At 45.0% G+C, this 15,646-nt stretch carries 14 protein-coding genes; 2 read left to right on the top strand and 12 right to left on the bottom strand.

Annotated elements, in window-relative coordinates; genetic code table 11:
• Nucleotides 1-28 precede the first annotated feature (28 nt).
• From HOP38_RS10760 to HOP38_RS10720, 9 genes are all read right to left on the bottom strand, one after another.
• Entirely contained in the window at nt 29-1,417 is a 1,389-nt protein-coding gene (locus HOP38_RS10760) for an O-antigen ligase family protein (RefSeq protein ID WP_006074402.1), read from the bottom strand.
• 60 nt (nt 1,418-1,477) lie between these two features.
• A complete protein-coding gene (locus HOP38_RS10755; RefSeq protein ID WP_198558039.1) occupies nt 1,478-2,614 on the bottom strand; it encodes a glycosyltransferase in 1,137 nt (378 codons plus the stop codon).
• Between the two features lie 201 nt (nt 2,615-2,815).
• Nucleotides 2,816-3,877 carry a glycosyltransferase family 4 protein gene (locus tag HOP38_RS10750; protein WP_198558038.1) on the bottom strand — a complete coding sequence of 354 codons (1,062 nt, stop codon included), beginning with the start codon at nt 3,875-3,877 and terminating at the stop codon, nt 2,816-2,818.
• The gene (locus HOP38_RS10745) at nt 3,867-5,354 is read right to left on the bottom strand and encodes a sigma-54-dependent transcriptional regulator (RefSeq protein ID WP_198558037.1); all 1,488 of its coding nucleotides are present in this window, start codon (nt 5,352-5,354) and stop codon (nt 3,867-3,869) included. The genes HOP38_RS10750 and HOP38_RS10745 overlap by 11 nt, the downstream gene beginning before the upstream one ends.
• Before the next feature lie 112 nt (nt 5,355-5,466).
• On the bottom strand, nt 5,467-6,183 hold the full coding sequence (locus tag HOP38_RS10740; protein WP_198558036.1) for a CpsD/CapB family tyrosine-protein kinase: 717 nt from the start codon (nt 6,181-6,183) through the stop codon (nt 5,467-5,469).
• Complete coding sequence (locus HOP38_RS10735) at nt 6,183-8,285, bottom strand: SLBB domain-containing protein (RefSeq protein WP_006074407.1); 2,103 nt, start codon at nt 8,283-8,285, stop codon at nt 6,183-6,185. Before HOP38_RS10735 ends, HOP38_RS10740 begins: the two co-directional genes overlap by 1 nt.
• On the bottom strand, nt 8,285-9,112 hold the full coding sequence (locus HOP38_RS10730) for an OmpA family protein (protein ID WP_006074408.1): 828 nt from the start codon (nt 9,110-9,112) through the stop codon (nt 8,285-8,287). Before HOP38_RS10730 ends, HOP38_RS10735 begins: the two co-directional genes overlap by 1 nt.
• A 43-nt stretch (nt 9,113-9,155) precedes the next feature.
• Nucleotides 9,156-9,488, bottom strand: a complete 333-nt coding sequence (locus HOP38_RS10725; protein WP_006074409.1) for an STAS domain-containing protein — start codon at nt 9,486-9,488, stop codon at nt 9,156-9,158.
• Nucleotides 9,489-9,655: 167 nt separating this feature from the next.
• Complete coding sequence (locus HOP38_RS10720) at nt 9,656-11,872, bottom strand: YgiQ family radical SAM protein (RefSeq protein WP_198558035.1); 2,217 nt, start codon at nt 11,870-11,872, stop codon at nt 9,656-9,658.
• 152 nt (nt 11,873-12,024) lie between these two features.
• Here HOP38_RS10720 and HOP38_RS10715 point away from each other — a divergent pair, with 152 nt between their 5' ends.
• Complete coding sequence (locus HOP38_RS10715; protein ID WP_038225976.1) at nt 12,025-12,708, top strand: hypothetical protein; 684 nt, start codon at nt 12,025-12,027, stop codon at nt 12,706-12,708.
• 77 nt (nt 12,709-12,785) lie between these two features.
• Entirely contained in the window at nt 12,786-12,986 is a 201-nt protein-coding gene (locus HOP38_RS10710) for a DUF4250 domain-containing protein (RefSeq protein WP_006074412.1), read from the top strand.
• A gap of 81 nt (nt 12,987-13,067) precedes the next feature.
• Here HOP38_RS10710 and HOP38_RS10705 read toward each other — a convergent pair whose 3' ends face one another.
• The 3 genes from HOP38_RS10705 to lpxH all read right to left on the bottom strand — a co-directional run bounded on the left by HOP38_RS10705 (nt 13,068) and on the right by lpxH (nt 15,625).
• Nucleotides 13,068-13,556, bottom strand: a complete 489-nt coding sequence (locus tag HOP38_RS10705; protein WP_124939954.1) for a YchJ family metal-binding protein — start codon at nt 13,554-13,556, stop codon at nt 13,068-13,070.
• Between the two features lie 12 nt (nt 13,557-13,568).
• The gene (locus HOP38_RS10700) at nt 13,569-14,801 is read right to left on the bottom strand and encodes an EAL and HDOD domain-containing protein (protein WP_164491465.1); all 1,233 of its coding nucleotides are present in this window, start codon (nt 14,799-14,801) and stop codon (nt 13,569-13,571) included.
• A 98-nt stretch (nt 14,802-14,899) separates the two neighbouring features.
• A complete protein-coding gene (gene lpxH, locus HOP38_RS10695; RefSeq protein ID WP_038222973.1) occupies nt 14,900-15,625 on the bottom strand; it encodes a UDP-2,3-diacylglucosamine diphosphatase in 726 nt (241 codons plus the stop codon).
• Nucleotides 15,626-15,646: the final 21 nt, after the last annotated feature.

The following is a 15,646-nucleotide window of genomic DNA, read 5'->3' as shown; positions in this document are numbered from 1 at the left end:
ATAGTTATATTAATCAAAGGGTTGTCGTCTACTTATGTTCTGGGCTTTCGCACTTCTCAAATTGCGAAGCAATTTGTGACACTGCGATGGTCAGTGCAGCGAGAATATAAATCGGCCATACGAAGCCTTGAGTGAGAAAAGTACCGGATACAAAGGTGCCTATAAGGCCACTGTATACCGCCAGTGCCATTGAGCGCAGATAAGGTGGGATATCCGCTCTACCATCTATGAAAGTGAGCGTTTGCCTAGCACACTTCAAAAGCTGATAAATGAAAAGTAAGAAAACAATAAGCCCAATAAAGCCAGTCTCGGCTAACACACCAAACCAAGTACTGTGAACAGCGTGGTTTAATCCATCCCAATGAGGACTGTAGAAGAAATAGTTATAGTAAAAGTTATCCAGTCCAACACCTAAGACAGGGTTGTCTAGTGCCATTTTATAGGCAGCTTCCCACGCATAGATCCTGCCCATTGCAGATTCATCAATGCCTTCTTCCGCAGCTCCTCCAGAGGCTCGTCCGGATATGCCAGCTAATGAGTAGAGCGCCAGAGCACCGATAACACCTAAAAAGGCAAATAGAGTCTTTGATGGAATGATGCGCCAAGCGTAGAACCCCAGCACCGCAAGTGACCCTAACAATCCTCCTCGGCTTTGAGTTGCGACAATTGCAAAAAACAGAACCGCAGAAGTTAGGAGCGACAGGGCTCGAAATGACCACCCGATTCCTTTCGTCGTCATAGTGGCGACAGTAAATGCAAGAGGAAACAGCAGCACTAAGGCAAGATCATTTGGGTCGCCAAGCATAGAGCCGAAACTTCGACCAATAGTGACCCTTGAGCCTTCGACTAAACCAATACCATTAGCGGAGTTATAGAGTGCAACACAACCTACAACAAGCCCCGAAATAACAATCAGAAATGAAAAACGTGATAGCTCTTTGGGAGAGGTAATCAACCATGACACGGCCAATGTCATGATCATTATTTTGACGTAAGTGCCACTAAACATCGCGATGGCAACGCTTCTATTCGCGGCAAACACGACTCCTATAATGACAATCCCCCAAAATATAAACAGCCATCGGTAAACCGGATGCCAGTAAAGCTGTATTTTTCCACTAATTAAGGTATGCCAAAGTAACGCGGACAGGGCGGCAGCCGAGAGCATTAACGGAATTTTCAATGGATAGAGTGCGGGAAAAACTTCATGAATTCGGAAAAAAGAAAATACGATAAATAGCGTTACCAACCAAAAGGTCTGACTCAAAACAACCAATATAGCGATTGGAATTAGTCCGATAGCCAGACCCACAATAGGGTGAGGTACCAATGCCCATATAAGGCCTACCAGAGCGCACAACGTAACACTCAGTAGTGTATGTTTAGAGTGGTTAGAAGAAGGAGTGGCGGTATTCATCGCCATACCTTGCTTACAACGACATCTAGCCCATTCCAATTGGAATCGTGCTCATCGACGCTAGTCATGACTAAGCTCCAACTCAAGAATGGAATTGCATGTAGCGAGTACGTAAGTAGTGATTGGGCGATAACTCTTCTCAGCATCGTAACACTGAGCAACCTTCATCGCTTCGACGGCAATCGCATCCCTTGAGAAGGGGTCTTTGTAACAATGGTGGAGAACTTTTGCGAGAGAACTGGGTTCATTGCCATTATATTTCAGACAGCTGTAACCGTCTGATAACACTCGACCCCAATATCCATTGTCCCTCGGAATGATAGGGCACATGCCCGCAGCCATCGCTTCTAAAATTAACAGGTTAGCCGATTCATCAGGCGCAGTTGATACAAAAATACTGCATTGCTGTCTTATTTCATCGATATTTCGACAGCCCTGATACCAATGTAGCCCTTTAATTGGGCGGGGGATAGAGGTGCTTTTATCAGCTGATTTCAGTAATGATTGAGAGTAGTAACAGATGTCTCCGTCAATAGGCCGAGGAACTTGTGCCACCGCAGTTAAAAGGTGCTCGATATGATCTTGATTAAGGTCTCCTGCCCAGAAAATTCTCGAGTCTGCGGTTTTTCTTACGGTTGGCCAATCAGCGATTGTGATACCACTTTGGAAGCTTTGCCAGTTTTCATCTTTCAACGTGTTGTTTTGTTGTAGCAGATGTCTGTTTAATTCTTCAGTACCAGCTAGGTAGAAAACTTTCGTGGCTTTTGTTAGGCACCACAGGTTTGTGGCAGAGTCATAGAGTTTTGAATAAACCAAGTGAACGAGCGCATAGCCCCAACACACTCTCAACCAGTAGACTGGGAGGGCCATTTGAGGCTGAGAAAACGATAGCATCACATGCACCTTTGGGAGTGTTGTTAAGAAGTAGAGACAGTAACAAAGCTGGCAGAAGCTTTTGAGCCAATCAGTAATTGATAACCGCTTTTTAGAGTCAATAGGGAAAGGGAGTGAGTATATCTGCAACGGGATTTCGTAGTCTTTCAGTCGTGTCCAATGACTGGCTTTCGCGGCTAAGACGCTTATCTGCACACTTTCATTACCGAGCTGACGCAGCAAAGAGTGCAACGCTAAAGTATCGTTGTCTTTAGTGGAATAAGCATCGAAGACTACAATATGTTTTTGGCATTGTTTGGTCATATCTAAGGCCTGATTGAGATGAATAACTATCTCGAGGGATAGCCCATCAATTTGCGTAATAGATATGTTTAGAGCAAGTAAGATGCCACGTTACTAACTCTTTATATTACAAATAGTTAAGGATAAAACTCTTCAGGTGCGGTTGCACTTGATAATGGAATTCTCAATATAGGAATCACAATGACAGCTTAATGATAGGTGTTACTGGGTTACGGCATCGCCAAAACCATAAATGGAGAGTACTTGGGGAATGATGACTTTGGTGGAGTAGTTCTGTTCTATCGTTTGTTGCGCGTTAAGCTTTACTTGCGCTTTTTCAGCGGGGGAGAGTGAAAACCAGTGCTTTAGCGCGTCATACATCTCCTGGTTACTGTCAACGATCCATCCATTGATCCCCGAGTCTATCATGCTAGGCAGTTCACCCAGTTTAAAGCTAATAAGTGGAATGCCACGAGACATCGCCTCTAACGCAGCCATGGGCAGCCCTTCATACTTCGAGGTGATGAGTAATACATCGATGTCAGGCCATACACGGGCCATCTCTTTTTGGTGGCCATGGAAAGTGACGTTAGGTGAATTGTGTTGTTTTAACTCTAGCTCCATATCACCAGAGCCATAAACATGAAAGGCATTGCGAGGAAACCGATTTGCGATATCTAGAAAAGTGTCTGGGCCTTTTTCTGGACTTAATCGCCCTACGAACGCTACGTTTTGATTTGTGGATTCAAGAAACTCAGTTTGTGGGACAAAGTTATTGACCAGTACACTAGAATAAGGAACTTTCCCTTGGATCGCGCGACTTACACAAATCCGCTTATGACTGACTATGGCACTGACTCGATCTACAGCGTCGTACCAGCGAACTTTTCCGATCGGTGTTTCACCAGCATGAAAAGTCGATACTATGTTAATTGCAGATGTCGCGCCGCAAAGGCGAGATAAGCGAAGTAGTATGTTCGCTTTGTAGCCATGTGCATGAATAACAGTGGGTTTTTGGTTTTGCGAAGCCGCTTTGTCAATGGCTTTGTTTAGCCTCAGCCAAATAGAGTGTTGCGGATAGTCGACATCCAATATAGTGGTATCAATATTAGCGGTTTGAAGCTGCGCAATGAGTGGCGGCGTAGGTTTATGCGACGTTAAAAATACAACTTTTACGTTTTGCTTAAAGGCAATCAAGCCTTTTGCTAGCTCAAGGACGTGCGTCTCTATACCGCCAAAAGTACTACTGTCTAACAGTAGCCAAACCCGCTTGCTACGAGGCACTGTCTTCTGCCTCCCAAGCTTGTTTTTTTCGGTAGACAGTGGATGGGCTTAACTCTAGAAGCACGGCCGCATTGAGCACATTGCCATCACAAAAATCGATAGCCTGCTGTATGGTTTCTCGCTCAACCTGCCACATAGGACGAATGTTAGGTGTTCTAGGCTCAGTATCGCTGTCAGGCTGAGGTTGCACGGCGGCCATTTGGACCGTCTCTACCATATTGTGGTCAACGGTGCTTTCCTGCGTTGGGTGTTGTACAACTGAGAGCATACTTTGCGGAGTGCTAGGACGAACAACTGTTGCTGGTCTTGTTTGGACCATTTCGGCGGGCAGATGATTAACGCCCAAAGATTTGTCGTCGTTAAGAACCACAATGTTACGTATTACGTTTTGCAACTGTCGAACGTTCCCAGGCCAGTCATATCGTTTGAGATAACGCTGTGCTTCTTTGGAAATGGATTCAAAACGGCGTTTATCTTGCTTCGCGTAACCTTTCAAGAAGTGTTCTGCCAGAGTGACGATGTCACGGTCTCGCTCACGCAGTGGCGGCATATGAATTGGAACTACATGCACGCGATAATAAAGGTCTTCACGGAAACGACCTTCTTTTACTTCAGCTAATGGGTCACGGTTCGTCGCGCAAATAATGCGAACATCTACTTTTTGTTCTTTGGTTGCACCTAGTGGTGTAAACGTGCCAGTTTGCAAAAAGCGCAGAAGTTTCTTCTGCATTTCTAAGTCCATTTCGCACAATTCGTCCAGGAACAAAGTACCGCCGTGTGCAAGTGACGCAGCGCCCTTACGATCCGTTGTCGCCCCTGTAAATGCGCCTTTGACATGTCCAAAAACTTCACTTTCCATTAAATCTTTAGGAATAGCGCCACAGTTTATGGCAATAAAAGGCTGCTCTCGACGTTCGCTTTCGTTGTGAATGGCGTTGGCGCAAACCTCTTTACCGGTGCCACTTTCACCAATAATAAACACGCTGGCGTTGGTATCCGCTACTGCATCGATAATTTTGTAAACACCTTGCATGGGAATACTGGCGCCAATAAAATCATGAAATCGCTCACGTTCCATCTGCTGTTGAATATCATCGAGCATAGTTTCCAATTGAACTTGCTTTAGATGAATGTTGACGGACGTTTTTAAGCGGTCAGCTCGAATTGGTTTTTCAAGGAAGTCTTTCGCGCCTTTTTGAATAAGCTTGACGGCAGTATCTACACTGCCATGTGCGGTAGCGACGATAACCGGAATCTGCAGGTTTTTTTCTTCCATCCATTCAAGGATCTCGTCTCCCTGCATATCGGGCAATTGCAGATCTAGGATTATCAATGAAGGCAAGGTTCGTTCTAACAGACGCTTTGCTTCCGCGCCGGTAGCCACATGCAATAATTCGTAGGGCTCGTTCTGCAAAAACTGTTTATAAAGTACTGCGAGTGAAGAAGAGTCTTCAATAAGGAGCACTTTCGGTGTCATATTTACTTCCTTGTTTAATATCACTGCTGATTAAAGGATAGTACAAATAACGACGATTTTTAGTAAATTACTGTCTAACGCGCTGAATATAAAGAATTTGCGCAAAAGAGTGTCAAATAGGCAACGACAGGAATCTATTGCTGATCACTTTCTTCTTAGCCCACGATGTTATTTTGGAAGGTAACCAACCCAGACGATCAATCTCGCGGCAAATCTCACTTGCTAGTGAAGGTTGATCCCGGTAGTTAAGTACGGTTCCCAATAAGTGGGTGTGGGTACCTTCTTGTAATGCCTGAACTGCATCGGCTACTTGGTTGGTGAGCGTGACCCCGCTTAGCACAACCAAATAAGTACCATCACATGCGTTAGCGACACAGTGCGCTGGGATGTTGTTTTGATTAACGTTGAGGATAGGTGACGTATCAATAACCACTCGATCGTATTGAGTTAGCCATTCCGCAACTTGTTGCCTTAAGTTGGTTGGGTCCTTATACAACAAACGAGTTCGTGGGTCGCTAGGTGCGGATACCCCAAGAAACACTTTTGGGGAGTGTTTATCTTGCACCCAGTGGCTGTTCTTCGGCGTGAGTTCTGATGAAAGAGAGGGAACATCAGACAGTTCTATGCTCATCAGACTTGGGTGGTATAGATTGAGGTCGACCAACAGTGTTTTATGACCAGCAAGAAGGTAGCGCTCAGTCAAAGCTTGCGCTATCGAAGAGGTGCCTTCTTCGCTGTTGCAGGCTGTAATACTGATTGAGCGGCATTGCTTCAATTCTGCATTGAGATAAAGCTCTTCAATTTCAGCATGAGTCGCGGGAATAGACATTATAGCGCTCCTATTACAGCGATCGTCGAGACGATCCTGAAGATATCGGTTAAGCCCAGTCGAGCTTGTTCTGCAAAGCTATTACGGCGGTCCGGGATATAAATAGTATCGCCTGCGCGAATCACGGGTAACATTTTGATATCAGCAGTTTTACTGAACTCCACCAGATCAAAGGTTCTTGCTTGTCCTTGGCAGCAAGACATGTTGACGACGCTAATCTTCTCTACATAAGCTCTATCACTTGGTCCTCCTGCCTCTGCTAAAACGTCAAGAATTGTCATATTGTCGTTAAACACGTATCGTCCGGGGTTATTGACAGCACCTAATATGCGAATGGTTTTCTCTTTAGGCGTATCTAACCAGTTACGGTTTTTCTCTGGGACATAAATCGTATCTCCGCGCTTAACCAGTGGAATAATGGACTCATCACCGGTCTCAAAGTAAAGCGAGAGATTGAGCTTGCTTACTTTCGAATAAGGCTTGTCTCGGTGAGTCACGCGAATGTTGTGAATGTCCGCGTCTTTAGTTGGTCCGTCTGCCGCAGATAAAATATCAAGAAAATGCATATCGTCCGTGAATCGATAACGGCCCGGAGCATTGACTTGGCCGAACACGTAGATGGAGGCATCGGAGCTTTGTCTTACCCACTGAGCTTTGTTATCTGATGGATCTTGTGGTAAATCATGAACACGGACAATAGCGCCAGCTGAAATGTAAGGCAGCTCTGATTGAGGAGCCCCTCGTTTTATGAAGGCATCAAGATCAAACACCACCATTTTATTGCCGTTAGCGACTTCGATTTTTGAGGTGTCTGCGCGGCCGCTTGGACCTCCAACATGCGCCAGTAAGTCCATCAGATCCATTTCATCTGACCATTCAATTCGGCCAGGTCGAACTACTTCACCGATTACGTTGACTGCTCGGTCTGGGGATACTTTAAGCCACGATTTCTCGTTGATATCGGTTTTCTCTGGTACAAAGATAGCGTCACCAGGCTCTATTTTTGGTGCTTGACTGCCTTTTAGACCTTCGGTGTACGCCGTCATATCAAAAGGGACTACTCGGCCATCGGACTTTATTACGCGAATCTGTCTAGACTCTGCAAATCGTGTTGGGCCTCCGGCATTGGCAAGGATATCCATAAAGGTCGCACCTTTTTTACCTTCAAAAGCACCGGGAGCGGCTACTTCACCCATGACATACACGGTATTGGAGCCGGATTTAATTTCCTCTTCTTGTTTGGGTACAAAAATCGTCGCTCCGGCTTGCAGAGGAGGTAACAAGGAAACATCACCACTGTCTAAATAGCGTTTTAAGTTGAATAGTGTAGGGGTGTTATTGCTGATTACTCGAATTTGCTCCACGCTAGCATAACGCGTAACGCCGCCTGCTCGCATCAGCACGTCTACTAGGTCGCTATTCGATTTATAGGAGAAGGAGCCAGGTGCATTCACTTCACCAAATACTTTAATGGCTTGGCGTGAGTCGGCACTATCACCCGAATCAGCAAGTTTAGCCGGGTCAAACTCTTGTTCAATATTACCGACTAATGGGGAAGCTGGTACAAATAAGGTGTCCAAAGATTGCAGGGCTGGGAGGTTTTTGTCATCACCAGTATCAAGGAATCGCTTGTAGTCGAATTCCTGTCTATCTGCACCTCGTTTTAACAACATTTTGTTTAACTGGGCTCCGGAGCGCAGTCCGCCAGCGGCGTGCAATGCCATTTGGACATTTGAGTTGTAGGGAAGCGTATATTCTCCTGGTGAGGCAACATAGCCTTGCACTGAAATTAGAATTTGCCGTTCTGCGACATAAACTTGGACGTTTGAGGTGTCACGAAAAACTTTATCAAGCGCACCCTTTACCGCCGTGGTGAGCTGTTCTTCGTTATAGCCGGCAACGAATACAGGGCCTACTTCTGGTAGTGTAATTCGACCACGTTTATCAACCTGAAATCCCCTATTTAAGCTCGATTCGCCAGGCAAATCGACTTGAATGAGGTCGCCGACTTGTACCTGCTTCTCGTTAGCTAGGGAAAGTGGTGCAAATAAGGCGAAGAGAACAGTTACGCATAGTAGTACTATTACTTTAGCTTGGTTCATCACAACGCTCCTTGAGTGGCATTGCTATTTTTATCCGCGATGACTTCAATGCTGACTCTTCGGTTGGTAAGTCGAACTCCCGGGCTGTCACCCTCGTAGAGAGGCAGTTCTTCACCAAGTGAGTGTGTTTCGATACGACCAGGAGCTAGGCCAAATATAGTTAGGTAACGCTTAACTTGCTGCGCACGTCCTTTCGCAATCTTTTCATTGTATTCGGTACCTCCGGTAGCATCGGCGTGTCCGGTAACAGAAAGGCGAATGGTAGGATGTTGCTTAAGGATGTTTGCTGCTTCCGCGAGATGACCCATGTATTTGGGATTAACTTCGACAGAGTTATACGCGAACTGGTTATCGACATTAAGAAGTTGGTAGACACGCTTAACCACTTGCATTAGATCATCAAAATCCTTGCCTTTGAGAGGGGGCGCACATGTCGCCTCATTCAATACGTAGTCGAGACGCAACTCCAAATCATTGAGCTTTTTACGTTGAATGACGATGTCGTTAGCAGCGTCAATCCATAGGCCGCCCTCTAACTCTCTTGCGATGCGATTTTGTTTTTCTTGTGCCTGAAGAACGGCAGCGGGGAAGCACCATTGTGCTCCTTCTTCAATCAAGGAATCTAGGTGCAGCGCGGCTAGCTTCCAGTCAAATCGCAAACCGTGCTCAGGTCCCAAGGGTTCATCTGGCATCACTGGTGAAAAATCAGAACCTGCATAGTTCTCGGCAATACCACCTGTTCCCTCATCTGGGTAGCTTGTACAAGCTAAAAGGAGATATGCCGAGAGACAGGTAATGCATAGCTTTACACCCGTTTTTACGTCCATGTAGTTACCACCTATTCTGCCAACAAATTAGTATAATTATGTGTTACAGGTATTCGTTACTCGCATGCGTGTTCACAGGAATTGCCTGACCAATTCGAAGCAACTGTATGATTTGTAGCGGTTGTCCCGTTACGTTCTCTAATCGCATTTTGCGTTCGCGTTCAACTAGACGCTTATATAGATAAACAATAGCACCGATGCCTGAAGAATCCATAAAGCGGACTTGACTTAGGTCAACCTCTATCTCTTGGTGCCAATCATTGTGGATAATGTCATCGATTTGAGGCTGTGCTTCACGGCTTCCTCGAGCATCAAAATCACCATACAGTTCTAGTTTCAAAGTGTGGTTGTTGGTCTCTGCTCTTAGTAGTTCCATCTTGCTGTCCTTATCAAGGGGAGTGTGTTTCGAGTAACAGAGCACGGACTGTGCCAAACTTATAAATATCAATAATTCAATGGCTTATTTGCATGCAATAGGGTCTGTCGCAAAATAAAAAAAGCGCTTCTCAAATTGAGAGGCGCTTTTTTATATTGACGTTAGGCTTAACGAGGTCGTCGTTTAGGGCTTCTGGATGGTTTTCCATTGCCAGATGGTTGCCCAGACTTTTTCTTGGGTTTCGAACCTTTACCTGAGTTTCTTTGGCCGTCAGTTCTGATATCCGGTTGACCTTTAGTATGTTTGGTCGCGAATCTGTTTGCACCGTGTCGACCTGACTTTCTTCGTTGGGCTGGCGTCTTAGCATCAAGATCTTCTGCAGGGACTAAACAGCCCGGTTTGTCACCGATCAGGTACTGCTTGCCCATGCTCGTTAATGCTTCTCGGAGCAAAGGCCAGTTTGCTGGGTCATGATAACGTAACAGCGCTTTATGCAACCGACGTTGACGATCTCCTTTAGCAACAGGCACATCCTCACGTTTTTTATACTTCACACGCTTGAGTGGGTTGGTCTCTGAGTAATACATTGATGTGGCATTACACATCGGTGATGGATAGAAGTTCTGAACCTGATCACATTCGTAGTTGTTCTTTTTCAACCACAACGCGAGGTTCAACATATCTTCATCTTCAGTGCCGGGGTGCGCAGAGATAAAGTAAGGAATGAGGTATTGTTTTTTACCAGCCTCTTCACTGTACTTTTGGAACATCTCCTTGAAGCGGTCGTAAGTTCCCATACCCGGTTTCATCATTAAGTCGAGCGGATTCTTCTCGGTATGCTCAGGAGCAATCTTCAAATAACCACCGACGTGATGCGTAACAAGCTCTTTCACATATTCCGGTGATTCTATTGCCAAGTCGTAGCGAACACCCGATGCAATCATCACCTTTTTGACCCCTTTAACTTTGCGAGCTGCACGATAAAGGTCAATAGTGTGTTTGTGGTCAGTATTGAGCTTGTTACAGATGCCAGGGAAGACGCAAGAAGGACGACGACAGTTGGCTTCTGCTTTTGGATCTGAACAGCCAAGACGATACATGTTAGCTGTTGGACCACCTAGATCAGAAATCGTACCCGTGAAGCCTGGAACTTTATCGCGAATCTCTTCAAGTTCGTTAAGAATTGAGTCTTGCGAACGGTTTTGAATAATGCGGCCTTCATGCTCAGTAATCGAACAGAATGAGCAGCCACCAAAACAGCCACGCATGATGTTCACAGAAGTCTTGATCATGTCATAGGCAGGAATCTTGGCCTTACCGTACATAGGATGTGGTACACGTGCATAAGGTAGACCGAATACGTAATCCATCTCTTCGGTAGAAAGTGGGATTGGTGCTTGGTTTACCCAAAGCTCACGATTACCGTGCTTTTGAATCAAAGCACGCCCCGAATAAGGGTTTGTTTCCAGATGCATGACACGACTGGCGTGCGCGTACAAAATACGGTCGTTGTTAAGTTTCTCGTACGGTGGCAGTCTCACTGCCGTTGTTTTTGCATCATGACGAGAAGGGCGAATCGTAATTGGCTTAGTTTCAGGTTCTTTCTTTTGTGTATCGCAATTTGATTCTACTTCGTAGGGGTTTTGAGGCACGAATGCTTTACCCGGCTTTTCAATGCGAGAAGAATCAATAATCGTGTAGTTTTCTGGTTCTGCAGGAAGGTTAACAGCAGTCCCGCGAATATTGGTCATGTTGCTAACAGTTTCTCCATCAGCAAGACGGTGTGCGACCTCAACTAAGGCACGCTCGGCATTACCAAATAGCAAAATATCCGCTTTAGCATCAAATAACACAGAGCGGCGAACTTTATCAGACCAATAGTCATAGTGCGCAATTCGGCGCAAACTCGCTTCGATACCACCCAATACAATGGGTGTCTCTTTATAAGCTTCACGACAACGCTGAGAATAAACAAGTGTTGCACGATCGGGTCTTTTTCCACCTTCGTTATTCGGCGTGTACGCGTCATCGTGACGTAGCTTACGATCGGCAGTATAGCGGTTTATCATCGAGTCCATGTTACCTGCAGTAATACCGAAAAACAGATTCGGTTGACCAAGCTTCATGAAGTCATTTTTGTTGCTCCAATCTGGTTGGGCAATAATGCCAACGCGAAAGCCCTGCGCTTCTAATAAGCGTCCGATGATCGCCATGCCAAAACTAGGGTGATCGACGTAGGCATCACCAGTAACAATGATGATGTCGCAGCTGTCCCAACCAAGGGCATCCATTTCTTTTCTGCTAGTTGGCAGAAAACGAGCCACACCGAAGCACTCGGCCCAGTATTTTTTATGCTCATGGATTGGGGAAACGTCGTTGTACATATTTTAACCTCTAGTTTTGGAGGCGGGCATTATATACCCCTACGTTGATGACTTCAAAGCCCAAAGAAATTGTGGTTTTTCAATGTGAATAGCATTCGAGGGTTACCTGATATATTATCAGCGCCATCAATTACCACTTTGAATGTCAAACCATGATTACCGCTGTTTTAACCCTTCTAGCGCCTGCTTTAACGGTAGCTCTGCTTATCCTGACCCTAATACTGGCAAAAGGTGATATTTGCCCTGGTCAACGCGGACGTATCCACAAGTTGTTTCCAGCTATCGGAATTTTGTGGTTAGCAATCGCATCATTAAAAGTTGAGGCGTTTCTTGTGGTATTCGCGGTGTTTTACTTCTATTCCCAAGTTAAAACTGGCAAAACGCGAGAGAAAGGCCCTTTTTGGGTAGTGCATTTAGCCAATGGTTTCAGTATTGCGTTTGCGGGTATCATTGTTGCTCAACAGCCAAATTTAGCTCAGTCTCTTTCTCTAGTCTGTTCTGGCCTACTGCTAGGTACGGCTTTTGCTCACCTGCTTTTGACTATCGCGAGAACCCGCTTACAGGCGTTTCATCGTATTTTGCCTGTCTCTGGGGTGATCTTTTCAATGCTTCTTGCGGTGAGCTTTGTCGTAAATGCTTACCAGTGGGAACCAGAAATCGTGACTCAATACACGTCTGCTGTGGTTAGTTCATTGGTGATGCTGGTGGTCGGAATAGTTATCTGGAGTTGGCACATCATTCGTCATAGCACGCCAACCAAAGGTCAATTGACGATCGCTTTTCTTAGTTTAATGGTTACTAACGTCGGGTTGTTGCAACTCTATTGGCTGGCGTAATCTGCCACTTAGGTCACTTTCTATTTTACTAAATAAGGCTAGTCTTTAAAGGCTAGCTTTTTTTATGGAGTACGATTATGGATTTAAGTAACGTGAGCCGTTTTGATAGCATTATCTTATTGGGCATCGTTAATGAAAAGCTTCGCTTAGAATGTGATTCGTTCGAAGAGCTTGTTAGCATGTACGAAATGGATGTAGAAGGGGTCGTTGGCAAGCTAGATATGCTGGGTTATCAATATGATCCTTTAACCAATCAGTTTAAAGCGTATGAACGCTAACTCCAGTTCAGCGCTCAGTCGTAGCGAATCCAATGTATGAAATAAGGGAAAGTGAGTTGATTCGCTTTCCCTTATGATCCTCTATCCGCAGCACTTTTTGTATTTCTTGCCGCTGCCACACACACATGGATCGTTTCTGCCGACCTTGAGCGCTTGCGTGGTGAGTGGGCGAGGCGGAATAGAATCGTCTAACTCGCCATCGATGTAATACCATTGATCGTCTTCAAAAATGAAGCGAGATCGTTCGGTAAGACAATATTCAAAGCCGTCCTCTTCAAGATAAGCTTCAAAAGACACGAAACCTTCATGTTCATTCGTTCCGCTCTCAGTACCAGTAACCTTGAGCTTGGTCCAATTGCTATTAATTGAATCAGCGATTGAACTGCGTTCGGCTTCGGCATCGCAGCTAGGGTGATAGGTGGCGACAACAAAGTCGACGTTTTTTGTCTTATGAGCACTAAACCGAGCGCGCATAAGCTGTTCAGGCTTGTTCGCCTTGCGAACGTCTTGGTGTATTGGTAGGCAGCACGACTCAAACGGTGCATCGTTACCGCAATAGCATGATGTCATAAAAAATCCAAGTTAAGCGTGGGTGTGGTATTCCGTTTCGATCGCTAATAGATCTTCGGTCCATTTGATGGCTTCATCGTAATACTTAGCTAACATCTCGTCATTAAGAGCAAGTTTATCTCTGCAGGCAATCACCGTCGTCCAGTCTGCGGCTTCATAAGCTTTCACCAAGGTTAAGAGTTTTCCAAGTGTGCCTTGTTTGGTCACAAGGGCACTTTTAACCAGATTATCAATTGGCATCTTTTGAACCAACTCTTCTAGAGGTTGATCGAATAACGAGTCAAGTAATGAGAACATGCCAGTCAGAAAACCCAATCCATCATCCAAGTTGGTGTTCATGTCATTAAGCAATAATTCACAAAAACGGGCGCGCTGAATCGATAAGCTATATAAGCTGTCAGGCTTATCGTCTTGCGTTGAAGTGATTGCGACTAACGAAATGAACTTTCTCAGGCGATCTTCGCCGAGATAGACCAGAGCTTGTTTAAATGACTTTATCTCTGCTCGTATCAGGTATGAGGCGTTAACAAATGTGAGCAGCTTATATGAAAGCGTGACATCTAGAGAGATAAGTCGCTCAAGCTCATCGTAATTGATATTTGGGTTTGAAATCTCTTTACAAAGCTGAACTACAGTCAAAAAGGAAGGTTTGATCTGTTTTCTTCTTATCAGCTGAGGACGGCTAAAAAAGTAGCCCTGAAACTGGGTGAAACCAACTTGTTTTGCGAGCTCAAACTCTTCATAGGTTTCAACCTTTTCCGCAAGAAACACGATGTTTTGATCCTTGAGACGCTCGATCAAAGTCTCAGCTTTCGACAAAGAATATTGGCGAATGTCGATCTTGATAATCGAAGTATACGGCAAGAATGGTAGCCATTCTTTACGTGGCACAAAGTCATCAAGTGCAATGGTATAGCCTGCTTTCGACATCTTCTTTATCGCGGCGAGGAGTTCCGCAGTGGGCTCGCAACTCTCTAAGATTTCGATCACCAAGTTATCTTTAGGGAATAGAGTAGGGACCAAATTCACTAAACTCTGGTACGGAAAGTTAACAAAACCTAGCTTATCACCAATAGTACTATAGTGAGTTGCAAGGAAGTGCTCAGAAAGGAGACGGTTTGTCGCCAGTTCTGGATCGATATCTGGAAAGGTATTGTTCGGCCCGTCTCTAAATAGCAACTCATAGCCAACAGTCTTCTGTTCGCTATTTAAAATAGGTTGCCGAGCAATGTAGGAGTATTTCAAATTTTGCATCGTGATCTCAAAAACGTTGGACTATCTTAACGTTTTATTGCAGTCCTTGACTAATTATATGTCGAATTTTCTGCGGTTTGGCTCATGCTTTAAGCAAAACGGCGTACTTCTAAATGTTGCGACTCTGGTGTACAAACCAAAACAGATCCTTGTTGGTACCAGTCACCAAGTACGATGCGTGTGTAAGGCTTATTATCAACCTCGAATTGGTGAATATTAGGTCGGTGTGTATGACCATGAATCATCAAGTCGGTTCCGCATTGTTTCATCAGTGTTTCCACTTCTGATTGAGTGACATCCATGATATCGAGCGATTTTTGCGCCTTTACATCACGAATATCGCCTTGGATTTTATTTACGATATGCTGTCTTGTAAAGAATGGAAGCCGATTAAATATCCACTGCAGCCAAGGCATATGAACCTTGGCTCTGAATGCTTGATACTTGTGATCTTCAGTGCATAACGTATCGCCGTGAAGGATCACGGTTTTGCGACCATAAAGATCGATCACGCTATGTTCATCGAGTAGTTTTATCCCTGTTTCTTTGCAAAAACGTCTGTTAAGCAAAAAATCACGATTTCCCTGGATGAAATAGCAGGAGACACCTGATTGAGTGAGAGTTTTGAATTCGGCTTTGATCGCTTGAGCAAAATCAGAGGGGTCATCATCGCCAATCCAAAATTCAAACAGATCGCCTAACACATAGAGTGCTTCTGCGTGAACTGCTTCTTCGCGCATAAACTTAACGAAACAATCCGTTATTTGGGGCTGAGAGGGAGAAAGATGAAGGTCGGAAATAAATAGTGTAGTCATAGTTGAGTTAGGGAGGGCAAT

It is taken from the genome of Vibrio mediterranei, from assembly GCF_013364395.1.
Classification (GTDB): domain Bacteria; phylum Pseudomonadota; class Gammaproteobacteria; order Enterobacterales; family Vibrionaceae; genus Vibrio; species Vibrio mediterranei.
This window is presented reverse-complemented; position numbering and strand designations above follow the sequence as displayed.